We start from the raw sequence: 22,540 nt of genomic DNA, 5'->3' as shown, positions 1-22,540 counted from the left end.
AAAATGTTCTTTCTAAAAAGTATTATACCACTCTAAAAAGAAAAATCAATATCTTGTGTTAAAAATCCTAAAATTTTTAAAAATACACAAGATATTGATTTTGTTATTTGATTTTATAGACTTTAAACTCTGAGTAATCAGTCTTTACTTGTTGGTAATTTTCTTTCAAGATTGTTTCTACTTCAGACCAGACTGGCACCTTGTCATTTACCACAATCACCTTAGGTTGTTTTTCTTTCAAGTCATTGAGTAGCTTATTCCGATTTTCCTCAGTTGCTGTATAGTGCACGGGAGACAAAATCGCCGATGGCGACAAGCGCTCACTCTTACGATAAAGAGTCGCAGTATCATCCCATGCATAGATAGCATCTTCCGTATTTGTCTCCTCTTTTACCAAATCAGCAAGACGATTACGTTCTTGATAAGGTACCGGATAAAGGACAAACCTCATCAAAAAGGGAACAGTCAAGAGATAGACAAGCCCTAAAACTGGCAGATATAGATTTCCTTTGAAGAAACGACTCCATAGACTAACTGGCGTTTCTCTTCGTCTTCGTCTAACACTACGCCCCCTCTGTTGACTCTTAATATTGGTTACCAATAAAAGTAGGAAAACAGGGAAGACGACCATCAAATAAGAAGCGTGCAGAGGCTCTTGTGAAAAGAAAAGCAAAATCAAACCTAAAATTGTCACAAGACTCGCAGGCACTGAGATGACATATAGTTTAGAGGGTTTGGATTGAAAGAGACCTAAAAAGATACAAACCACAAATCCCAAACCAAGGGACAACAAGCCATAAAAAGCTATATTCTCTAAAATTTTAGAAGTGAAATCAAAGCGAATACTGTCAATAGGATAACGAATACCACTAATGGCATCCCCAAAACTTCCTGTTGCAACACTATAGTAGGCAGTTGGATAAAAGACAAGTGAAAAACCTAAAGCCACTGCAAGAAACTGATAAAACCCATGCGCAAAGCGTCTATGCCCAAGGTTAAAGACCAACAAGCCTAAACTCACTACAGCAAGAAACAGGAGCGATGACAAGGGAGCAAAGAAAAATCCGCCTGCCAAAGCCAGCCCAATCCGTACAAAGCCCTTATCATGGCTTGGATTGCTTAGGTAAGCCGCAACTAAACTAAAGGCCGCGAATAAGAAGGGAAGCGCTAAAAGAGTCGCATATCCTCCACCAAAAGCAAGACCTGTAACTAGCATGTAAAAAATAGTCACCACTTGTCCAGCTTGCTCTCCTTGCTCTGTCAAGGTGTCCGCTGATCTAAAAAGGAAAAATCCTCCTGCTACCAAGGCTAACCACTCAAAGATGGCAAAGAAAAATCCGCCCTGAGTCACGTAAGTCAGCAAATAATAAAGCAAACCTTGACTTCCATAATAGTCGCTGTAAATCTTCCCTGTCTGATGAAGCGCCCAACCTGCATAAAAATCCTGCACTTCCTGTGCACTCATTAAATCGAGTAATAGCGGTACTCCTAGAGTTATTCCTGTTACAAGCGTACTCCATAGTAAAATTTTCACCAAAGGAAGACGACTTGATTCACGATGATGCAATTCTTGTTTGATTTGGTATTCTAGAGGTTCACGATTCTCCTGATGAACTTCTTCTACTCTACCATACACACTCATATCGTTTCTCCTATTCAATTTATCTGTCTTAGTATATCAAAAAGTCCTAGGATTGTCAGCTTACGATGGCTGTTTAAGTGATTTTTTACATAGTTTCACAAAGGTTTCAATTTCCCGAAAACGGTGTAAATGTGTCTGTTTGAATGTCAGGATATAATCCAATTCTTTCTGAGTCAGCATCGTCCCTCCCTATATCTTTCTATTCGTAAAAAGCAAGAAAAAGAGGACTGGTTTGTGTCCTCAGTCCTAGACTTCTTATAAGATTGGAGCGAATAACTGGGCGATTTCTTTTACAAGTTTTTGATACCAGCTCGTTTTGATAGAATGGGGATAAACTTCCTGAGAATCTGCAAATATATTTTGAAAATCTCGGGCTATTTCCATTATAGAAGGAGTTTTATAGAGTAAGACTGCATTTTCATAATGGTGTACCAAGCTCCGGTAGTCGAGATTGATTGTCCCCACCACCGCAAAATCTTCGTCTACCAACATCTGCTTACTATGAATAAAACCTGGACTATACTCATAAATTCGAACACCAGCAGAAAGAAGGTCTGGATAAGCGCCTCTTGTGACTAACTGAATGAACTTCTTATCTGGTATGTAAGGGGTGACAATCCGAACATCGACCCCTCTCATAGCAGCATTTTTGATTGTCTCCGTTAAATCATAGTCTATGATCAAATAAGGTGTCGTAATATAGACCGATTCCGTTGCTTGATTGATCAAACTCTGATAAACCTTTTTCCCTACCTGCGTTCGAAAAATTGGCTTGGGTCCACTTCCGTATGGAATGGTTAAACCGTCACTTGGGATAGAATGATTTTCTAAATGATATTGATCAAAATCACTAATCTCTCCTCGATTGATGTACCAAGTGGTTAAAAACAAGCGTGTTAGGGCTTTTACTGCTAGTCCGTCTAAGCGAATTCCACTATCCTTCCAATAACCAAATCTCTCGACATGGTTAATGTACTCATCGGCTAAGTTAATGCCTCCTGTATAAGCTATCTGACCATCAATAATCAATATTTTTCTATGATCTCTGTTATTATAGGCCACTGTCAAACGAGGAATAACTTTATTGAATTTATGGGCCTCGATGCCCAGCTGACGAAGTCGATGTGCATAATCTCCTGTTAAAGTAGCCATACAGCCAATATCGTCATAGAGCAGTTTAACTTCAATGCCTTGAGCAACTTTTTGCTCCAAGATTTCTAAAATACGATTCCACATCAAACCTTCTTCTATAATGTAATATTCCAAGAAGATAAATTTCTCAGCCTTTTTGAGATCTTCTACCATCTTTTTCCACATAGCTTCTCCGTTAGAAAAAAATGTAGAGGCAGTTTGATCATAGACATCAGCATTGGTATCCATACTCAATAAGGACTTGATGACACCATATGCCGCCTTGTCACTTTCTTTTAATTCCTCTTTTAGTAGCTGGCTATTTGCTTCTTGGAAATGCATGGAGCCTAGCTTCTTCAGTTGTTTGATTTCTTTTTTGGACAATCGCCTCTCACCAAACATCAGATAGAGCAAGGGGCCAAATACTGGCACAAAGGCTACTAACAACCAGGTTACCTTATTCTCAGGAGTCGTATTACGGTTGACTATCGAAATGATTGTGATGATACTCAGTAGAATGAGGACAGTAATCCATAAAATGGGAGCCATGCGTCCTAAATAAAGAAAGATACCAAAAACAAGACAAAGTTCAAGTAGCATAATCGAAAGACTAAAGCCATACTTGGACATCAATAATTGAAATTTTCTATATTTCATATCCCCTCCTTGATATTTTGAATGCTAAAAACAAGTAATTGATACTAGTATAACCCAGGTATTCGATAGAAGGCAAGTATTTATGATTATTTTCTAGGTAAAAGTAAAAAGGCTGAAAAATCCAGCCCTTCCTACTTGCATAGTCTTATTTAGTTAAAACGATTTGGTCCGATGGGTCTCTATCCATATCGTCTACGACGATTTGATTACCGTTTACAGTGTAAATTTTGACATCATCGCCAATAATCATGCGTTGATTTGCTGCATCAAATGTGACCTGTTTGACTTTCTGATCCCCGTCAGATTCGAGCTCAGTCCATGTACCAGTCGTTCCAGTGACCACTAAAGTGATACGGTCTCCGTCATCTTGGCCTGTATAAGTCCCATCAATATCAGTCGGTTGAGCCTCAGGTGCATTTTATGAAGAACTTGTTGCTACCTGGTTTGTATTTTCTGTAGACGATGAAGCAGTAGGTTGTGATTGCTGAGTTTGTTGTGTTTGCGCTTGAGCTGCTGGTTGTTGAATCTGTTGAGCTCTTTGTGAACAAGCTACTAAGAGACTAAGACTTGCTAGAGAAGCAAGAGAACGTGTGAATCTTGTTAATTTCATGATGGATTTCCTTTCTGCTACCAATTTAGAGAAATTTTCTCTAACCAGCAATTCCCCTAGTATAACAAGTTCAAAAAAGGTGGTCAATTTATCTGTTCATGCCCCAGCAGGTAGCTCCGTACTTCTGAGATAAAATAGAGAGACCCTGTAATGAATAACAAGTCCTGCGTATCGGCTTTTTCTTCGAAACTGCTGATAAATTCTCGGTAAGAAGAAACTATATCGTAACCTGTTACATCTGTCTCATCCAAAGAACCTTGATAGTCAAAGCCAGTCACCTTGAGTTCCACCTGAGGTAAATTTTCAGTCAGATAACCCAACATCCCTTGATAATCCTTCCGTTTCAAGGCTCCAAATAGGATTTGAGGACGATAGGCTTCCTGCTCTTTTTCTTTGATAAACTCAACCAAGCGAGTCAAGGCAGGGAGGTTATGAGCACCATCCAAGTAAATCTGTGGGCGAATACGCTCCAAACGTCCAGCCCAATGGGTCTTCTCCAAAGCCTGTCTTACAACCTGCTCATAAACAACTTCCTTTCCTTCTCCCATAAAGAGAAGAAATGCTTGCAACGCCAAGGCCGCATTTTCCTGCTGATAAGCTCCTTCTAAGCCTATGTTCAGCTGTGAAAGATTTAGTAAAGAGCTTGAAAAATTACCATTCAGCATTGAAAAATCTTGACCTGCCTGATAAAGATCAACAGCTAAAGAGTCTGCTTTTTTCTGACAGACAAGCCTAGCTTCTGGAGGCAATTTCGCAATCACTGCCTTCTTACCAGCCTTGAAAATACCAGCTTTCTGCTCTGCGATTGCTTCCAGACTATCACCCAAGGTTTCCTGATGGTCAAGCCCAATGGAGGTGATAACAGCAAGCTCTCCAGTTACCACATTGGTCGTGTCAAGTAAGCCGCCAATTCCCACTTCTAGTAAAACCAAATCCACTTCTTGCTCTCTAAAATAAAGAAAAGCAATCAAGGTCAGCAGTTCAAAAAAGGACAACTGATCATGGGTTTGCAGAAGCGTTTTCTCCATCTCCTTGACCTGCTCAGCCAAACGGATAAAGTCTGTGTCTGCTATAGATTGCCCATTAATGCAGATTCGATCATTGATAGAGACGATATGAGGGGAGGTAAAGGTCGCGACTTTTTTGCCATGCCCCATAAATAACTCCCTCATAAAAGCAATGGTAGATCCTTTCCCATTAGTCCCTGTTACATGGATAATAGGATAAGACTTCTCTGGATTCCCTAACAAATCCACCGCTTGCTGTATTCGGCCTAAACCTGATCGAAAATTCAAACCAATCCGACTATAAAGCCATTCTCCTACTTCAAACATACACATCTCCTTGACAAAAGTCTAATCAACTATCTAGCAAAATTCCGTAGATAACAAAAAATGAGGTCAGGATTTTCGTCCCGACCTCTCACCTGGTTAGCTAATCACTAACAACTATGAATATTAACTTGGGCTAAAACATCCACAGGACGTTCCAACTCTTCCCCATTTCTGGGAGTTGGGCTGATACAGTCTCCCAGACTACCTGCGTTTCTAATTTCTAGCGCAGGGCTAAAAACGTCCCCCGGACGTTTTTACTCCTCCATAAAGCTGTTGAAGACTTCTTCAATCATGTTCCATTCGTCTTCTGAGTCTTCTGGGATTGGTTGCAATTCGCCTTCTGTTCCATCTTCGTTTTCGATGAATGAGTAAGCTTGGATTTCAACTTGTCCGTCTTCGTCTTCTTCTGCGTTAACTGGTACTAGAAGAACATAGTTTTTACCAAATTCTTCTTTTCCATCAATTGTCAAAAGGATTTCAAACAAGGTTTCATTTCCTTGCTCATCTACTAGTGTGATTAGTTCACGTTCTTCGTGGTCGTGGTTATGATCGTGTGACATATCCTCTCCTTTATATTAAAATTTTCTATCTAAATAATTTTGTAAAATCAGCTGAGCTGCTAACTTATCAATGACTTTCTTGCGCTTATTGCGACTGATATCTGCTTGTTCAATCAACATACGCTCAGCAGCCACTGTTGTCAAGCGTTCATCCTGATAGTCTACTGGTAAACCAAAAAACTCTTCTAGCTTTGCTCCGTAGGCTTGACTAGCTTCTACGCGCGGTCCGCTTGTATTGTTCATGTTTTTAGGCAGGCCCACTACAAATCGTTCCACCTTGTAAGTATCAACCAGCTCCTTAACGCGGTCAAAACCAAATTGGCCTTGCTCCTCATTGATTTGGATGATTTCAAGCCCTTGAGCTGTAAAACCGAGCGGATCGCTAATGGCCACCCCTACCGTTTTTGAACCGACGTCCAATCCCATAATTCTCATAGGTTACAGATCGACTCCTTGTCCTTTAAGGTAGTAGCGAACCAATTCCTCAACGATTTCATCACGCTCATACTTACGGATTTGATTTCGTGCATTATTATAACGAGGAACGTAGGCAGGGTCTCCACTCAATACGTAACCTACGATTTGGTTAATTGGGTTGTAGCCCTTATCGTTCAACGAAGCATAAACATCTGTCAAAGTTTCGCTAATTTCTTTTTTATTGGAATCGTCCAATTTAAAACGTACGGTTTCTTCAGTAAATCCCATTCTAACACCCTCTTTCCTTAGAATAGTACCATTATAGCATAATTCCTTACCTTCTACAATTCAGGCAGTTTATTTATTTGGATTTTCTATTGTTCTGTCGCACCATTTGCCAATCTGTCTGAAATATATTTGCTTGGTTCATTCTTCAAAAGATTTTCTAAGCCAATATTCTTCAAATATTCTAACTGAGAAGCCTTCTTGACATCCAAAACTTGAAAATCAAAACCAGTCGTTGTTTGAAGTTCTGTTGCACTCAATAGTTTTGTTTCAAGCTTAAATCCTGCTAATTTACGAGCTTCTATGATGGAGTCGTCTTTCTCTTCCGCCTCGAGAAGAGCTTTTTGAGTTTCCTCCACTCCATGTTGGTCAATGTAGGTCTTCAGCTCATCTGAGACTGGACGCTTTTGTTGGATAGTTAGACTCAAAAAAATCTTGTCTTTGTAAGTAATGGTTTGGATCTGCTGGCTACCATCATCTGACTTGGGCAAGACCAAAGTCTTGGTTACAACTGTATTCTTCTCAGCATTTTCAATAACTGGCAATGCCGACTGAAGCGTATCTTTTTCTGTTTTTGTAGCTGGTCCAGTTTCTTTTTTCTGTCCGCAACCAACCAGGACAAAAAGGAAAGCTAGACTAACAAGAACTATTTTTTTCATTTCTTTCTTCTTTCTTTTTGAAATTAAAATAGAATAAGACTGGGAATTGCTCCCAGCCTTGATGTTTATAGAGCTGCACGCAAACGTGCTTCTGCATTTTCTACATTACGGACAGAGCGTGGTAGGAAGGCACGAATATCGTCTTCCTTATAGCCAACTTGCAGGCGTTTTTCATCTACAAGGATTGGGCTCTTTAAAATTCTAGGTGTTTCCATAATCAGATTGAGGACTTCGTTAACACTCAAATCTTCAATATCCACTCCAAGGGCTTTGGCATAGCGATTTTTAGATGAGACGATACTGGCTATTCCGTTATCTGTTTTGGTTAGAATATCCAGTAATTCTTCTCGCGTAATTCCTTCTTTACCAAGGTTTTGTTCTTTATAACTTAACTGGTGGGCATTAAGCCAGGTTTTTGCTTTTTTACAGCTAGTACAACTTGAGACTGTATAAATTTTAATCATGTACCTACCCCTTTCGCTACATGTTACTATCAGTTTAGTCTATTATACCATAAAAAACATCCGACTTGCGACCTATTTTTAATTTTTTTTGACTTTTTTCGTCATTTTCGTACTTTTTTCTTGACAAACAACTAAATGACTATCAACTCTTTTGGAGCTAGGGTCAATAATTCACAACCTGTCTCTGTAATCAGGATATCATCCTCGATACGAACGCCATATTTGCCTTCGATATAGATACCTGGTTCATCGGTCAAGGCCATACCTGCCTTAATAGTTTCTGTAGAAGTTTGGCTAAAGTAAGGCTCTTCATGGATATCCAGTCCAATACCGTGTCCGATACCGTGGGTAAAGTAGTCACCATAGCCTGCCTCGATGATAATATCACGAGGAATTTTGTCAAAGTCACGGAAACCTAAGCCAGCCTTAGCCTGTTCAATCAAGGCTTGGTTAGCTTTTAGAACTGTATTGTAAATCTCTGCTTGCTCGTCGCTGACATGCCCCAGATAGATAGTCCGTGTCATATCACTGACATAGTGGTCGTAGAGGCAACCGAAGTCCATGGTAATAGCTTCTCCTAGCTCCACTGGTTTGTGCATAGGATGGGCATGGGGTTTGGAAGAGTTGATACCGCTAGCTAGGATAGTGTCAAAAGATAAGCCAGATGCTCCCAACTCACGCATACGGAAGTCAAGGAAGTTGGCTATTTCAATCTCTGTCTTTCCTGGTTTGATAAAGTCAAGCGCATCGCGGAAAGCTTGGTCTGAGATAGAACAAGCCTTACGAATAGCTGCAATCTCCGCTTCATCCTTAATCATTCGAAGACCTTCGACAAACTGAGTTTGTGGAAGCAAGTCAATTCCTTCAAAGGCGGCCTGCATACGATGATAATAAGAGACTGAAATCTCATCTTCAAAACCGATTCGAGATAAGCCCATGTCCTTAACAATTCCTGTAATGACAGCCAATTCATCACGGTCAGCCACAATCTCAAAACCACTGGTTTCTTGCTTGGCTGCAATGATATAGCGAGAGTCTGTCACCAAGACCTGACGGTCACGGCTGATAAAGACTGTTCCGTTTGAGCCCCAAAAACCAGTCAGGTAATAGACGTTTTTAAGGTTATTGATGATGATACCATCTAGTTCTTTTTCTTGCATTTTAGCTAGAAATGCTTGTACACGTTTATTCATGATGTAACTTTCCTTTCAAATACTGTCCTGTGTAGCTGGCTTCATTGGTCGCTACTTCTTCTGGAGTTCCTGTTGCGATGATGGTTCCACCACCGACACCGCCCTCAGGTCCCAAGTCAATAATATGGTCTGCAGTCTTAATAACATCCAGATTGTGCTCAATAACAAGGACTGTATTACCGTCGTCTACAAAGCGAGCTAAAACCTTAAGCAAGCGAGCAATATCCTCGGTATGAAGACCTGTCGTCGGCTCATCCAGAATATAGAAAGATTTTCCTGTCGATCGTTTGTGAAGTTCACTAGCCAACTTCATACGCTGGGCTTCTCCTCCAGAAAGGGTGGTAGCTGGTTGCCCTAGCGTCACATATCCCAGTCCCACATCCTTGATGGTCTGAAGTTTGCGCTGAATCTTTGGAATGTGTTGGAAGAATTCTACCGCATCGTTGACGGTCATATCCAAGACCTGCGAGATATTTTTTTCCTTGTAGTGGACTTCTAGGGTTTCACTGTTGTAACGGGTTCCGTGGCAAACTTCACAAGCCACATAAACATCTGGCAAGAAGTACATCTCAATCTTGATGATCCCATCGCCTGAACAGGCTTCACAGCGACCACCCTTGACGTTGAAACTGAAACGACCCTTCTTGTAGCCTCGAATCTTGGCTTCGTTTGTCTGGGCAAAAAGGTCACGTATATCGTCAAAAACTCCTGTATAGGTAGCAGGGTTAGACCTTGGCGTTCGTCCGATAGGGCTCTGGTCAATGTCAATCAATCGGTCTACATGCTCAATCCCTGTAATAGTCTTAAATTTACCAGGCTTGTCTGAATTACGGTTGAGCTTCTGGGCAATGGCTTTTTTGAGGATGCTGTTGATCAAGGTAGACTTGCCTGAGCCCGACACCCCTGTCACTGCGATGAATTTTCCTAGTGGGAAGCGAGCAGTAACATTTTGCAAGTTGTTCTCTCGCGCTCCTGTCACTTCGATAAAACGACCATTTCCGACACGTCGCTCTTCTGGTACTGGAATGGCACGTTTGCCTGACAAGTACTGGCCTGTGATAGACTTACTGTTGCGAGCCACCTGTTTGGGCGTACCTGCGGCAACAATCTCCCCACCAAAAACACCGGCACCGGGACCAACGTCAATCAGATAATCAGCCTCACGCATGGTATCTTCGTCGTGTTCCACCACGATGAGAGTATTGCCCAAGTCACGCATCTTTTTGAGACTGGCAATGAGACGGTCATTATCCCTCTGGTGGAGACCGATTGACGGCTCATCCAATATATAGAGGACGCCTGATAGGTTAGAACCAATCTGGGTTGCCAAGCGAATACGCTGGCTTTCCCCACCTGAAAGAGTTCCTGCTGAACGTGACAGAGTCAGATAGTTAAGACCCACATTATTAAGGAAGGTCAAACGATCCTTGATTTCCTTGAGAATGGGACGAGCAATGATGGCTTCATTTTCAGACAAGGTCAGCTGGCTCACCAAGTCCAAGTGGTCAGCGATAGACAGGTCTGAGATTTCTCCAATATGTGGCCCTTGCTGGCCGCCCACACGGACAGACAAGGCCTGGTCATTGAGACGATAGCCTTGACAGGTTCCGCAGGTCAGCTCATTCATGTAGAGACGCATCTGAGTGCGAGTGTAATCGCTATTGGTTTCATGGTAACGACGTTTGATATTATTGATAACTCCCTCAAACGGAATGTCGATATCGCGCACGCCACCAAATTCATTCTCATAGTGGAAATGGAATTCCTTGCCATCTGAGCCGTATAGAATCAAGTTTTTATCTTCTTCTGACAAGTCCTCAAAAGGCTTATCCATATCCACTCCAAAGGTCGTCATAGCCTGCTCTAGCATGTTTGGATAGTAGTTGGATGAGATAGGATTCCAAGGTGCTAGCGCTCCCTCACGTAAGGTCTTGCTGGCGTCTGGCACTACCAAATCAGTATCCACCTCCAACTTGATGCCCAAACCGTCACACTCACTACAAGAGCCAAAAGGAGCATTGAAGGAGAAGAGACGTGGCTCTAACTCTGGAACAGTAAATCCACAAACTGGGCAGGCATAATGCTCAGAGAAGAGCAACTCCGAATCGTCCATAGTGTCGATAATGACATAGCCTTCTGCGATACGAAGGGCAGCCTCAATGGAATCAAAGAGACGACTACGAATGCCCTCCTTGATGACAATACGGTCAACCACGACATCGATATTGTGTTGCTTGCTCTTGGACAAGTCTGGCACTTCGGTCACATCATAGACTTCCCCATCCACACGGACACGGACATACCCATCTTTCTGAACCTTCTCGATAACACTCTTATGTTGACCTTTTTTCTTGCGGATGACAGGGGCCAAAATCTGCAAGCGCTGGCGTTCAGGTAACTCCAAAACCTTATCAACGATTTGCTCCACCGAAGAAGCCTTGATAGCTCCATGCCCCTTGATACAGTAAGGCGTCCCCACACGTGCGTAGAGAAGACGCAGATAGTCATTGATTTCAGTCGTTGTTCCCACCGTCGAACGAGGGTTTTTGCTAGTCGTTTTCTGGTCGATGGAAATAGCTGGGCTGAGACCATCAATAGCATCTACATCTGGTTTTTCCATATTTCCCAAGAACTGACGAGCGTAGGCGGACAAACTCTCTACATAGCGACGTTGTCCCTCCGCATAGAGGGTATCAAAAGCCAGACTGGACTTCCCTGAACCTGACAAGCCAGTCACGACAACCAACTTGTCTCGCGGAATCTCCACATCAATATTTTTTAAATTATGGGCACGCGCCCCATGAATGACAATTTTATCTTGCATCTTTGTTCTTTCTAGTCCATTATTACTTACCATTATACCAAAAAAAGTGAGATTCTATTACCCAAAAGGCCGATTTTGTAGTATAATAAAAAACTTCTTATTTTATGTTTCCTTAGGGCTCCCTAACCCTTATATCACGCGCTTTTAAACAAAAAATACTAATATTACTTTTTACTACTTGCTCCCCCAAAGTACGCAAAAAGGGGAGCAAAAAAAGCCCCACAAAAGGGCTAAGATTTGACGAGTTCAGCAGGCAAGAAACTAGCACGGTCAAACGTGCTTTTTTTATCGCTGATAGGTATATTATACCATGAAGTACGTACTTTATGACGTTATACCTGTAATTCTTCCCTGATTGCTTTTTGTAGCAGCTGACTGAAATTGATTTTATTTTCTTTACCAACTTCAACCAACCAACTAGGGAGGGTTACAGTTTTATTGACAACCTTAGAACGTTCGCGCTCTCTAACTAGTTCCGTATCTACTGAGATAGCTTGCAGAATATCCTCATCACTGCCAAGTTGACTAGCCAAAGCCTTAAAACTAGAAGGTTCTGGGAATTCTTTACCTTCATCTTCAAACATGATTGTATAGATTTCTAGCACCTCACGGGCGTTATAAATTGCCTCGTTTAAGGTGTCAGCCTCGCTAATTGCTCCTTGAAAATCGGGGAATGTGATTGTATAACCGCCGTTTTCTTTATCCACTTCAAATAGTGCCAAGTAGGTGTATTTCATAATCTGATAATAACCAATGACCGCCCCAATATAGGGGAGGGAGTTTTTTACTCCCCTTCCAGTACTTTCAAAATCTTGCCAAGTGTTCCAGGTCTATAGTCGTTTTCTTTTGGTTTAGGTATCGTTACCGTTCTTCCGTCTGGATGCTTCCAAACTTCATGCGAACCTTTACCAAAAGCTGTTTTGATAAACCCTTTTTTCTTAGCAAGTTTCTTTAGTTCTCTTTCGGTCATCGATTTCTCCTTTCCGTATCTTTAATTATATTATACACTTGTTTAAAACACTTGTCAACATATAACACGTATTTTTACACTTGTTTTTCATAACCTCACAAAAGCCCCCAGATTCGTTTCTGAGGGCTTCTAGTTTATCCATGGTGTTTTAGTTGTCCAGTACGAAACAAAGCAAAATAGGGGGCGAATATGAAGCCTACGCCTACATTTGCCAACATTTATGCTTCTAACTCTTGTGGTAAGGTTAAATCTAAACCATCAAGGTCAAAATCTATGTTTAAATCGATGTCTATATCCATGTTTAAATCTATCTCCATATCCTCTAATTGGATATTCTCCAAATCAATCAAAAAAATCTTCAATCATGTCATCCCCCCTCACTTAAATCTCAACATTTCTCAACAAAACACCACCGACGCCTACTTATATGCTTCTAGCTCTCCGTTCTGGTGGATTCTCGCAAAGTTTAAGACGGCTATCTGTTTATATCGGTGGTAGCTAGTGGAGCTAGTACCTGCCATTTCTACGCATTCGCTCATAGTTTTCTTTCTCATATAGCAATAATGGATAATAAAGTATTTTCTGGCTCGCTTGTTCTCTATGCTGTTGATGTCATGGGCGAATATTTCCAACCCCTCACAGATTGCCTTTTCATGCTTGCTAGTCAAATTCCACTGGTCAGGTAAGACAAGTTTCCAAGCCTCTTCATCTATTGTAACTTGGTTTTCACTTCCTGCCATTCTCTGGAAACGTAGAAAGTAAGTCATCCGCTCTCTCACTTTCATCATCGTTTTAAACTTATCCAGCTCCATTAGTTCGCTCCTTTGTGGTATAATTAGTCTAAAGAGAAGTGAGGTAGAGATGATAGTGTCGCTACGCAACTTCATAGTATGAGATGACGGGACAGGCACACCGTCCACTACTCTTTAGCGCTTAGATTGTTCTAGGCGTTTTTTTGTGCTCACCTATTACCCCACATTTGCTAAGTGTTCTATGGCTTTTTGCCTTACTCGATATACCGAGGCTGTAGATACACCTATTTCCTCAGCAACTTGCCAAGCGTCAAGAATATTCAAGTAGAACAGCCTGAGAACAGAACGCTCAAGCGGATTGGCCAGCTTATCGATCAGCCTAGATATTTCCATTCTCTCTTCAGTAAGTCGCTCAATTCTCTGTAAAGTGTCCTCTTTTAGTTTTAGAACGCTTATAAGGTTATTCTCTGCTGTATTTACCCTGCTTGTTTGTACTCTAGTAGTGCTCAGTTCTTGCTTTTTGATAATACCACTTTCTAAAGCTGCAAGCTCCAAATATAAGCCTTCTATTTCTTTATTGATCCACTTAACGCCCTCTAGTTTTTCTTTTACCTGCTCTGGTGTCATGCCTTGGTCTCCTGTGTGATATAATATTATTGAGATTATAGCTGAGGCGGAGCGCCTTGGCTTTTTTCGTTTTCTCTATGTTCGCTCTTAGTTCAAGCCTATTCTCCATTCCATTTGATAGGCAATTAAGGGACGTTTTTATCTCTCTTATCTCCTTGTCATTCTGCAAGCAATTAAGAAGGCTTATTGTCGTCCTTATCTGCCTATCATTCTGCAAGGAGTAGATCCGAAATAAGAGGGCTAAAAACTTCGCTTATCTGCTTGTCATTTCTCAGGGAGTTAAGGAGGGTTTTTATTGCTCTTATCTGCTTGATAAATGATAGGGGGATATAGCCACTTTCTCGGCGTTCGCTCGGAGTTCAAGTATATACACCCTTACCATTCCTCTGGTTCGCTAAACATACTTTCAGGCAAGCCACAAACTAATACAAGATACTGACACGCGCTATAATCTACCCAAAGCGCTCCATCTTCAGAATGGTTAAAATACTTGTCTGGTAGTGTTCCAAGATATGCACCATTTTTATATATAGATACCCCACCTTCTCGGCTTGGTAACAGTCCAGTATATCCTCTGCGTAGTCCATGCTTCAAAGCGTTGCTATTGCCATATTTGGGCTTTCTATTGCCCTTGTTGCCTTTTGCTACTTGATTGCCCGGCAAAAACCTCCCTTGGCTATCGCGCTCCATATTTCCCCCTTATACGGTGTTCGTTTGGTAAATTACACACTACTTCATATTGTCTCACAATCTCGAACCATTCAGCCAAAATCTATCCCCTTTTTTAGTATACTTCAAAAACTTCTTATAGTGCTTATGATACCTGTCACGCTTCATATACTTTGGTCTTTCAGGGAAACTATCAAACATATATCCACCACGTCTAGGACTCCACCCTGGTTCTACCTTTCTAGCTTCCCTAAGCGCAAGCTCCCAGTAATATTGGCAATCCGTTTTACTGCGGTTCAGAGTGCTCTTGTGGATATCTAGACAAGTACCGCAACTAAAATATAAATACCGTTTATAAAGCAACCTGCACCGTCTACCACAATCAGGGCAAAGAAAGAAATAGCGATTACCTCCCTTAGTTCCTGCCATTCTGTCTAATTCAAATGACTCTCCACCAAAATCAATCATTAAATTATCCAAATCAATCTCTAAACGTTGACCGTCCAACTCAGCTATACCCTTAGATATTCCTCTCAGCTTCATTGGTTTAGTGATTGTTTCTATTGCTAACCGCTTCATTATTTCCCCCTATATGGAAAAACCCAAAACTATTGACTTGATAGCAAAAAGGGGATTGCTCCCCTGTGTTCTACTTCAAATGCTCTGTATAACCAGCAAGGCCTTTATATTCGCCCTCTACGTCCAACTTTTGGAGTAGGCTAATACTTTCATCGCCTAGCTTTTCCAGCGTACCAAAAGCAGTCATAGAGTCCATAGGAATAGGCTTATCAGAAAGCAAGCGATCAGCATAGTCTAATAGTTCCAGCTCGTAGTTTGTGACCTTATTCAGTAAACTTTCAAAGTCCTCTGACTCTTTGAGTTGAAGCACGCGCTCCCGTTTGTAACGTTCCTCAAATGCTTCATCGTCCACTGGTTGGTTGTAGTAGTCTTTAAAACTGTCACAAATACGCTTGAAGGTCTTGTTTAGTTTCTTATCCTCCACATACTCAGCGACAAGCGTCCCTTTATCCTTGTGAGTTATTGAAATAGATGGTACTTCATAAGTCCCAGTCATATATCCCAGTAGCGCGTGACCTGCTACCATAGCAGTATCTAGGTCTTTAAATTCGTAAGTGAAAGTAAATGTTTTGGCTTTATCTGAAAATGTTTTTAATGTCATGTTGTTTTTCCTCTTTCTGTTTTAAGGGTGTCACTAGTAGTTACACCATTGCAAGGGGGTCGGTACTATCTACCCCATTTTGTTATCTGTACAATACCAATACGACAGCCACCGAAGCGAACGGTTCACTGGTGGTATTACCAGAGATTTTAATATCCACCACTTCAACAGTCGCCATGAAGTCGTTGACCTCTTTCTCAAAATCTTCTTTGTTCCAATATCGTTCAGTATACTTAAAAAGTTGTAATGTCATGTTGTTTTTCTTTCAATCTTTTAATTGAGTATCGCTTATCCTTGATAGTAAATGACTTGAAAAAATTACCCTCTAGGCCTGTTCTAACACGGCTGGCCACTCTGTCACTATACATACTAGTAATTTCTGAGTTACTCAAATTTGTAGTAATAATAGTCTTGTCTCGATTACTGAGAATATCAAAAATAAACTCTTCTTCCCAGAATGATTTACCTTTACTACTAGCGTTGTCCGATTTTATACCTAAATCATCAAGTACCAGGTAATCAACCTCTTTTAGCATTCTTGAGTAGTACCCCTCTAGACTAGTAGGAGAGTTAAAGCTCTCTCTAACTCGTCTAAGGATTTCTGTTAGATTGACAAATAACACGCTTTTAGGCTCTCCTTTGGCCTTGTAGCCCTCGTTTATAGCTTTAGCAATAGCTACGCTCAAATGGCTTTTCCCTATGCCTGTAGATCCTGTAAAAAGGGTATTCCCTGTCACACCGTCCAGGTATTTATCTACCTGCTCCCTAGCAAATGCTAATAGTTGCTTTTCCTCGGCTGTTTCAGCTATGAAATTCTCAAAGCTAGCCTCTTTAAGCTCTCTAGGGATTGTACTATCTCGCATAAGTACATTATAGGTCTTTAGGTAGATCTCAGCATTCAAGCTATTATCTACTCCTTCCCTATCCTGTCTCTCTATTAGTTCCTTTGTGCATTCAGGACAAAACTCTTGTATACTTCGTTCCTTACTGCCTCTTATCGGTGTGGATATTTTCCAATAATTGACTTTGTGTATTTCACACACTTTGTCGCTAATTTTCCTGTTGTTATATTGCTCAAAATTATTTTCCATGGCTCCACCTCCTAGAATGGGTTTTCTTCTGTTCGTGTTTTAAGCCATTCCTCACGGTTAACAGGCTCCGCTTGCTTAGGAGATTGTTTCCTAGCTTCACGCACTGCAAAGCTATTTCTAACAAGTTCAACCGTCAATAAGTTGTCCTGTTTCCAACGGTTAAGAATTGCCTTGATATATGCAAAGTTAGCTTTTCCCTGACTGACAGCCTCTTTTAACGCCTCATGAATAAGCTCGGGGCTAAAATCTTCTAGCATATACTGCAAGTCTTGAATCTGTAACGGTGATAATGCTTTACCTATCTCAGCTTCAAAAGATTTATAGATATTTATAAAGTCTTGATTGAGGGTAGAGGGTGTGGGTGATTGTTCTTTATCTACTTCTACCTCTAACTCTTTCTCTATCTCTATCTCTGTCTTACATGTAGTTAACAATGTAAGATTGTCAGATGACATTGTAAGATTTTCCTTTTGTTCTCGTTGCTGTTTCCGATATTCTCGCATGTATGCTGCTTGGTTGGTTTCCTGCTGTACCAAGGCTTTTGCCTGCGGTAGTTCTGCGTTTTTATCTTCATCAACTTGTATTAGACCACACTTAGTAAAGTATGCCATGGTCATATCTATATCATCTTCCGATACGTCTAATTTTAGGGCTAACTCTTCCTTGAGATTGTCAAAGTAACCCTCATAGTATAAAATACAGTCACTTTCTAAGCTCTCTAGCATGAGCCTAATATAAATCACCGTCATAGTGTACCCACCAGGTACCGTTTTTAGTCTCTTGATAAAAATATTATCAAAAAATTTCTTATCAATTTTTAGCCAAAAATATATTTTAGTTTTTGCCATTCTCCACCCCCAGAAACTTCCAGATGTCCGTAACTTTGTAATAGATTTTCCTAGTATCTTCTAGTGGGGGCTGGTATCGTCTTAGCCCTGCTTTTTCCCACTTTTGGAGCGTCAAATATTTTATATCTAACTCGTCCATGACTTCCTGAGCTGATATTAAGCCTGTCAGTCGTGGTTTGAGTCTGTCACGCGCTTCAAGGTATCTTTCCACTACCTCCAGAATGCCATGCGCTAAGTCTTGCTCACTTTCTCGGCTTAGGCTAAACATATCCGCCCACCTCCTTCAAGGTTTCTTTGTAGCTTTCTAGGTCGCTGTTCATCAACACTGCTAGTCGCTTGCTCTCCTCCTGTACTTGGTTGTAAAATGCCTTAGCGCCATCTAGTAGTTCGCCTTTATTCGCTGGGATAAAGTACCCACTAAAAATACCACATCTAACCCCCACAATAGGGATGTTATGCTTGACTACTAGGCGCTTGATGATGTCACGTACTGTTCTTTCTGTTAGCTTAGTTATAAGGCTGATTTCTGCCCCTGTTATGGAGTTCTCAGCCCCTACCTTGATTAGTCTTAATACTCGTTTGTCATTCTCTGATAGACTCATTCAGTTCCTCCCCATACATTGACCCCTGCAAGCTGGATATATCGCCCATAATCAGGGTTTAAATCCTCGCTAGGTGTTTCTATCGTCTGTTGGTTTTCTCGCTCAAATTGGGCGCTTTTTTTACGGTCTCGATGGTTTAGATAAAGCAGTAAGCCAATCAGTACCACGGTAACAAAAACTGCCTGTGTATTGCTTAAATCAAGTTCATTCATTGCTCTTCTCTCCATTCCTTAGCCATCTTATAAAGCAAGCTATCCTCTTCATTTTCCAATCTTGCCAAGTCTTGCTTTATCAACTCCAGCACATACTCATTAACTGCCATGTAAGTTGCTTTATGGTTTATAGTTTTCATGGTCTTATATAAAGCTTGCTCTAATACTGTGTATCTGGTATTTAAAAAACGTCCTACCCTTTGGAAATGTTTCCCAATAGATACCCTAAAATCAACACCATCCAACCGATATAGCAAGTTATGGATGTTCGCCCTGATAAGTTCATCATGGCTTTCTGTTACTTTTTTCCATTCGGATGCTTCACCATTGGTTGATACCACTAAAAGATCTATCTCCCTTAAAATACCCTTGTATTTTTTATCTACTTCATGATATGTTTCACTTCCATCTAGGGCATAGCTTTTACGGATTCGTTCCAATTCCTCAGCATGACGATATAAACCAGTTCCGTATAAGTCCTCAATCTCCAGTGTTATATTATCTATTTTCATCTTTCTCTTGCTCCAATTCTCTTTGGTACATCCCGATAGCCTCGTTTAGACTTTCTCTTGTTTTTATAAGACAATCATAAGCGAGATTAAAAATGGCGCTCTGTGTGTCGTATTCCAAGGTTAAAAGCATAGTCTTCTCTTTGGTGCTTATATTTTTATTGAAAAAGTGAAAAGTAGCGTCCAAGGCGTTTTCAGCGGTGTTAAGTCCTAAAGTTAAGTTATCTAGTTCATCTAAAATATTTCTCAAATCTTCTTTTGTCATTGTTTTTTCCTCCGTTGGCCTTTTAATTGTCGTTTACTATCCAGGATATCCTCACACTCAAGATTGCCGTCGGAGAGTGTGGGGATTTTTGAGTTGTTTCTTATAACGTTAATCCTCACGCTCTGAGTCGCCAAATTGAAAGCGTGAGAAAGTACCAGTTTTAAGAGTTGGCGCTCTCCGTATGGTCAAATTGCCCTAAATATGCTATAATCTAGGTATAAATCTTTACTAAAACCTCTTTGATAATAGCTTGCCTGCTTTTTGTTAAATTCGTTTTAGTGTTAGTGTGAAAGGCTTTGCTGATTGGTCTCGGTAAGCCTTTTTTGTTGCTCTCACGCGCTTCTTTGGCGTGTTTTTTTATTTCTGAATGCCATAGCTTTGATTTCCTGATAACTCATATTCAAGCCAATCATGGCTATTACCATATCCTCAAATGCCTGGTATTGCTCTAGCTCGTCACTGGTCAAGCTATCGATGCCATTATAGCCCCCACGTTCTTCCCTTAACTGCTTAGCGTTCCTGTCAGTTACTGCTTTCAGTAGCAAGTTGTTCATGGTGCTGTGTGCATGTTTGGGTGCATTCCTCCAAGTCTCTATACTGTCATGCAGTGTTTTTCTTTTTGGCTTTTCTAGCGCCCTCTGCATACGAAACTTAGAAAGCTCCTCACGCATTTCAAAGAAGGCTTTGACTAGGTTCATTTTGAACTGCCGTACAGGTTCAGTATTTCGTAAGTAAATGATCAGCAATGTTGCTTGTTGTTCATTTAAAATATAGTCCCGTACATTTTGCCCACTTTCTGAAGGTGAAATTTTAAATTGCACCTTTCCGAAGCTTTCAAAGTCCTCGCGGTGCTTATTCAGCAAAATCTTCAAATGTCTGTGCTTGATTTCTGCACATTCTGCCACAATACTGCTCAGTGTATAAGGCTCTTTCTTTCCGTCCATGTAGACTAGTTCCATTGTGGTTCTACCTCCTGCATGAATCGGGTTAACTTGCTTGTCAGACGGCTCTTGTCGTCCATATTCTGAGCCTCTGCAATGGCTTTGGCTAGTGTATCGATATAATACCGCTCTGCCTCTGCCAACGTGTCAGGGGCTTTTATAGTGGTCTGTGGTTCTTCCACCAGTTCCCCAGCCATGTAGTAGCCATTTAGTCGGATTTCTTTCAGAATGTGCTTGACCACTTTTTTAAACTCTTTTGCTAGTGGTTTGCGTGACTGCGATAAAACTTCATAGACTCCGAACTCTGTCAGCATATTCATTTCTCTTTTTTGACCTGCCCTAGATATTACATAGGTCAGCTTTTCATCATCATCTACCCGTTTTAGTAAATCTGTGGTGTTTTGGATTTCAATCATCTCAGCAACCTCTACCGCTACAAATAACGGATTTTGAATGTCTCCATAAACATCAAAATATTTAGATCCGAATCGTTGAGTTGTTACAACTTCCAAAACTTCCTTTTTGTTGTGTTGTTCTCCTTTTGGATAGAAGTTCCCAAAAAAATCACATAAACCTTTTTGTTGTGTTGTCATGTCTTGCTTCACCTCTCTGTATAACTTGTTTAGTCTTTTTCTGCTTTCCTTGTTGGGCTTATGTTTGCCCTGTGCCCACTTGCCAACTGTTCGGGGATCTATGCCTATTCGTTGGCCAATAGCTACCAAGTTCAGCCCGTGAGTGGTTCGCATTTCATCGATGACCCTTGTATAGTTCCTCTTCATTGCTTGCCTGCCTTTCTAGCTATAAAACAGTTCATCTATGGTTATATCTGATTTGATTTCTGCAACCATTGACTTAATCGCTAGACGTTCTTTGTCATTGAATGGCGTTTTACCTAATTCTTTGTTGTTGTATGACTGCAAAGAAATTTTTAGCTTGTCCGCCATCTGTTGCTGAGTTAGTCCTAACATAACCCGATAGCCTCGTAGTTTGCTCATAGGTTTCCCCCTTTCTAAAAAATCCCCCTCCATGAATAGATTGAAAGTGTGAAAGGTTGGAGGGTGCGGTATCCAATTTGGATAACTTTTGTTTTATTATATATCCGTTTCGGTTAATTGTCAACTGTTTTTTAGAATTTTTTGTATCATTTCTTGATACTTTTCTAAAAATCAGATATAATCATCTGTGAAAGGTGTGATAAATTATGAATAGATTGAAAGAACTGAGAAAACAAAAAGGGCTAACCCAACAAGGATTAGCTGATGAAATTTCTGTATCTAAAATCACCGTATTGCGATGGGAAAACGAGGAACGCCAAATAAAACCAGAAAAAGCCCAGCAACTAGCTGACTTCTTCGGGGTAAGCGTTGGATATCTGTTGGGGTTTAGTAACGATGTAGAAAAACACCCTTTTGAATGGGATGAAATTTCGGAAATTTCTAAACCATATTTGGTAAAAGAACTAGAAAAACGAAGGCAAGAAAGAAGAGAAGAACTAAGAGTTTTAAGAGATTTTGCAAAAAATAATGATTTAACTGAAAATATAAATAATGTAACTCAAAAATTAGGAGATATTGTAATACCTTATCTTGATTTAAATGCGCAATTAAAAGCGAAACAAAAGTTCTCAGATAGTGAGAAGAAAGCATTGGGATACCTTGAAAATCAAGTTTTAAACTTGAACTCAGCATTTTCTCAAACACTTTTGACAATTTTTAAAGGTATGCAATCTATAGATGAATATAAAAATATGGAAAATGTATTGAATTTCCTTAAAGAATCTGAAAGCAAATAAATCACGCGATAAATATAGTGATGGTCGAAGTCGTGGGCATATATAGAGAGAATTAACCCCATATTCGCCAATAGCAACCATCTTTTCATGGTCTATTGTGCAAAAATAGGGGAAATTGAAGAATAGAAAGCCGATTTTACAGACCAAAGCGCAAAAATAAGCAAAATTGTAAAATAGCAACAAAAAGACAAGCTAGCTACTGCCAACTTGTCTGATAGTACCTAACTGAAAATAAGCGAAAGGTTAGGTATTTACAACATCATTATACCAGTCTTGCAGTTAAAAAGCGACCTATAGCATACCACG

The 22,540-nt window shown here is 40.5% G+C and carries 30 protein-coding genes and 1 pseudogene; 1 reads left to right on the top strand and 30 read right to left on the bottom strand.

The genetic code is table 11. The features are described 5' to 3' along the window. Window positions 1–103: 103 nt before the first annotated feature. From HT678_RS04285 to HT678_RS04145, 30 genes and pseudogenes are all read right to left on the bottom strand, one after another. Window positions 104–1,642: a damage-inducible protein CinA gene (locus HT678_RS04285; protein WP_050207603.1), complete on the bottom strand. Its 1,539-nt coding sequence runs from the start codon at window positions 1,640–1,642 to the stop codon at window positions 104–106. A 255-nt stretch (window positions 1,643–1,897) separates the two neighbouring features. Then, window positions 1,898–3,430: a cardiolipin synthase gene (gene cls / locus HT678_RS04280; protein WP_000877323.1), complete on the bottom strand. Its 1,533-nt coding sequence runs from the start codon at window positions 3,428–3,430 to the stop codon at window positions 1,898–1,900. 145 nt (window positions 3,431–3,575) lie between these two features. Next, window positions 3,576–4,040, bottom strand: a pseudogene (locus tag HT678_RS04275) (SP_0198 family lipoprotein). An 83-nt stretch (window positions 4,041–4,123) separates the two neighbouring features. Beyond that, a complete protein-coding gene (locus tag HT678_RS04270; RefSeq protein ID WP_000464365.1) occupies window positions 4,124–5,374 on the bottom strand; it encodes a folylpolyglutamate synthase/dihydrofolate synthase family protein in 1,251 nt (416 codons plus the stop codon). Window positions 5,375–5,628: 254 nt separating this feature from the next. Then, the gene (locus HT678_RS04265; RefSeq protein WP_000017620.1) at window positions 5,629–5,934 is read right to left on the bottom strand and encodes a DUF1292 domain-containing protein; all 306 of its coding nucleotides are present in this window, start codon (window positions 5,932–5,934) and stop codon (window positions 5,629–5,631) included. A 15-nt stretch (window positions 5,935–5,949) separates the two neighbouring features. Further along, the gene (ruvX, locus tag HT678_RS04260; protein ID WP_001808830.1) at window positions 5,950–6,369 is read right to left on the bottom strand and encodes a Holliday junction resolvase RuvX; all 420 of its coding nucleotides are present in this window, start codon (window positions 6,367–6,369) and stop codon (window positions 5,950–5,952) included. Between the two features lie 3 nt (window positions 6,370–6,372). Beyond that, window positions 6,373–6,639 (bottom strand): IreB family regulatory phosphoprotein, encoded by a 267-nt coding sequence (locus HT678_RS04255; protein WP_000507059.1) that lies wholly within the window; start codon window positions 6,637–6,639, stop codon window positions 6,373–6,375. Window positions 6,640–6,725: 86 nt separating this feature from the next. Then, entirely contained in the window at window positions 6,726–7,295 is a 570-nt protein-coding gene (locus tag HT678_RS04250; protein ID WP_000725129.1) for an SP0191 family lipoprotein, read from the bottom strand. Between the two features lie 65 nt (window positions 7,296–7,360). Beyond that, the gene (spx, locus tag HT678_RS04245; protein WP_000591165.1) at window positions 7,361–7,759 is read right to left on the bottom strand and encodes a transcriptional regulator Spx; all 399 of its coding nucleotides are present in this window, start codon (window positions 7,757–7,759) and stop codon (window positions 7,361–7,363) included. A gap of 131 nt (window positions 7,760–7,890) precedes the next feature. Continuing rightward, the gene (locus tag HT678_RS04240) at window positions 7,891–8,952 is read right to left on the bottom strand and encodes a Xaa-Pro peptidase family protein (protein ID WP_001042863.1); all 1,062 of its coding nucleotides are present in this window, start codon (window positions 8,950–8,952) and stop codon (window positions 7,891–7,893) included. After that, window positions 8,945–11,776 carry an excinuclease ABC subunit UvrA gene (gene uvrA, locus HT678_RS04235; protein WP_172924611.1) on the bottom strand — a complete coding sequence of 944 codons (2,832 nt, stop codon included), beginning with the start codon at window positions 11,774–11,776 and terminating at the stop codon, window positions 8,945–8,947. The genes HT678_RS04240 and uvrA overlap by 8 nt, the downstream gene beginning before the upstream one ends. Before the next feature lie 332 nt (window positions 11,777–12,108). Continuing rightward, window positions 12,109–12,513, bottom strand: coding sequence for a type II toxin-antitoxin system HicB family antitoxin (locus HT678_RS04230; RefSeq protein ID WP_050222804.1), 405 nt, complete (start codon window positions 12,511–12,513; stop codon window positions 12,109–12,111). Window positions 12,514–12,560: 47 nt separating this feature from the next. Beyond that, on the bottom strand, window positions 12,561–12,746 hold the full coding sequence (locus HT678_RS04225; protein ID WP_023935892.1) for a type II toxin-antitoxin system HicA family toxin: 186 nt from the start codon (window positions 12,744–12,746) through the stop codon (window positions 12,561–12,563). A 218-nt stretch (window positions 12,747–12,964) separates the two neighbouring features. After that, complete coding sequence (locus HT678_RS11720) at window positions 12,965–13,096, bottom strand: hypothetical protein (RefSeq protein WP_258953688.1); 132 nt, start codon at window positions 13,094–13,096, stop codon at window positions 12,965–12,967. Window positions 13,097–13,165: 69 nt separating this feature from the next. After that, a complete protein-coding gene (locus tag HT678_RS04220) occupies window positions 13,166–13,558 on the bottom strand; it encodes a transcriptional regulator (protein ID WP_050222803.1) in 393 nt (130 codons plus the stop codon). A gap of 156 nt (window positions 13,559–13,714) precedes the next feature. Beyond that, window positions 13,715–14,125, bottom strand: coding sequence for a DUF1492 domain-containing protein (locus tag HT678_RS04215; protein WP_050222802.1), 411 nt, complete (start codon window positions 14,123–14,125; stop codon window positions 13,715–13,717). A 375-nt stretch (window positions 14,126–14,500) separates the two neighbouring features. Beyond that, window positions 14,501–14,815, bottom strand: coding sequence for a hypothetical protein (locus tag HT678_RS04210; RefSeq protein ID WP_045605141.1), 315 nt, complete (start codon window positions 14,813–14,815; stop codon window positions 14,501–14,503). Between the two features lie 54 nt (window positions 14,816–14,869). Then, window positions 14,870–15,373 carry a hypothetical protein gene (locus tag HT678_RS04205; RefSeq protein ID WP_050222801.1) on the bottom strand — a complete coding sequence of 168 codons (504 nt, stop codon included), beginning with the start codon at window positions 15,371–15,373 and terminating at the stop codon, window positions 14,870–14,872. 70 nt (window positions 15,374–15,443) lie between these two features. After that, window positions 15,444–15,974: a hypothetical protein gene (locus tag HT678_RS04200; protein WP_050222800.1), complete on the bottom strand. Its 531-nt coding sequence runs from the start codon at window positions 15,972–15,974 to the stop codon at window positions 15,444–15,446. Between the two features lie 82 nt (window positions 15,975–16,056). Continuing rightward, window positions 16,057–16,227 carry a hypothetical protein gene (locus HT678_RS04195; RefSeq protein ID WP_078929750.1) on the bottom strand — a complete coding sequence of 57 codons (171 nt, stop codon included), beginning with the start codon at window positions 16,225–16,227 and terminating at the stop codon, window positions 16,057–16,059. Further along, a complete protein-coding gene (locus HT678_RS04190) occupies window positions 16,208–17,065 on the bottom strand; it encodes a DnaA/Hda family protein (protein WP_050222799.1) in 858 nt (285 codons plus the stop codon). The genes HT678_RS04195 and HT678_RS04190 overlap by 20 nt, the downstream gene beginning before the upstream one ends. Window positions 17,066–17,076: 11 nt before the next feature. Further along, window positions 17,077–17,913 (bottom strand): DnaD domain protein, encoded by an 837-nt coding sequence (locus HT678_RS04185; protein WP_050222798.1) that lies wholly within the window; start codon window positions 17,911–17,913, stop codon window positions 17,077–17,079. After that, the gene (locus tag HT678_RS04180; protein ID WP_050222797.1) at window positions 17,900–18,181 is read right to left on the bottom strand and encodes a hypothetical protein; all 282 of its coding nucleotides are present in this window, start codon (window positions 18,179–18,181) and stop codon (window positions 17,900–17,902) included. The genes HT678_RS04185 and HT678_RS04180 overlap by 14 nt, the downstream gene beginning before the upstream one ends. After that, the gene (locus HT678_RS04175) at window positions 18,174–18,515 is read right to left on the bottom strand and encodes a DNA-binding phage protein (protein ID WP_049543979.1); all 342 of its coding nucleotides are present in this window, start codon (window positions 18,513–18,515) and stop codon (window positions 18,174–18,176) included. The genes HT678_RS04180 and HT678_RS04175 overlap by 8 nt, the downstream gene beginning before the upstream one ends. Further along, window positions 18,512–18,727, bottom strand: coding sequence for a hypothetical protein (locus HT678_RS04170; RefSeq protein ID WP_050222795.1), 216 nt, complete (start codon window positions 18,725–18,727; stop codon window positions 18,512–18,514). Before HT678_RS04170 ends, HT678_RS04175 begins: the two co-directional genes overlap by 4 nt. After that, window positions 18,724–19,239, bottom strand: a complete 516-nt coding sequence (locus HT678_RS04165) for a hypothetical protein (RefSeq protein ID WP_050222794.1) — start codon at window positions 19,237–19,239, stop codon at window positions 18,724–18,726. The genes HT678_RS04170 and HT678_RS04165 overlap by 4 nt, the downstream gene beginning before the upstream one ends. Further along, a complete protein-coding gene (locus HT678_RS04160; protein WP_050222793.1) occupies window positions 19,226–19,501 on the bottom strand; it encodes a hypothetical protein in 276 nt (91 codons plus the stop codon). The genes HT678_RS04165 and HT678_RS04160 overlap by 14 nt, the downstream gene beginning before the upstream one ends. 332 nt (window positions 19,502–19,833) lie before the next feature. Beyond that, window positions 19,834–20,460, bottom strand: a complete 627-nt coding sequence (locus tag HT678_RS04155; protein WP_050222792.1) for a Rha family transcriptional regulator — start codon at window positions 20,458–20,460, stop codon at window positions 19,834–19,836. After that, window positions 20,451–21,221: a BRO family protein gene (locus tag HT678_RS04150; RefSeq protein WP_000828330.1), complete on the bottom strand. Its 771-nt coding sequence runs from the start codon at window positions 21,219–21,221 to the stop codon at window positions 20,451–20,453. Before HT678_RS04150 ends, HT678_RS04155 begins: the two co-directional genes overlap by 10 nt. A gap of 15 nt (window positions 21,222–21,236) precedes the next feature. Further along, window positions 21,237–21,437: a helix-turn-helix domain-containing protein gene (locus HT678_RS04145; protein ID WP_000040966.1), complete on the bottom strand. Its 201-nt coding sequence runs from the start codon at window positions 21,435–21,437 to the stop codon at window positions 21,237–21,239. Between the two features lie 206 nt (window positions 21,438–21,643). Here HT678_RS04145 and HT678_RS11470 point away from each other — a divergent pair, with 206 nt between their 5' ends. Continuing rightward, a complete protein-coding gene (locus HT678_RS11470) occupies window positions 21,644–22,234 on the top strand; it encodes a helix-turn-helix transcriptional regulator (RefSeq protein ID WP_078929748.1) in 591 nt (196 codons plus the stop codon). Window positions 22,235–22,540: the final 306 nt, after the last annotated feature.

Origin of the sequence: Streptococcus sp. 3167 (assembly GCF_013277175.1) — a bacterium.
GTDB classification, from domain to species: Bacteria; Bacillota; Bacilli; order Lactobacillales; family Streptococcaceae; genus Streptococcus; species Streptococcus pseudopneumoniae.
The sequence above is the reverse complement of the archived record's forward strand: the minus strand, read 5'-3'. Positions and strand labels throughout refer to the sequence as shown.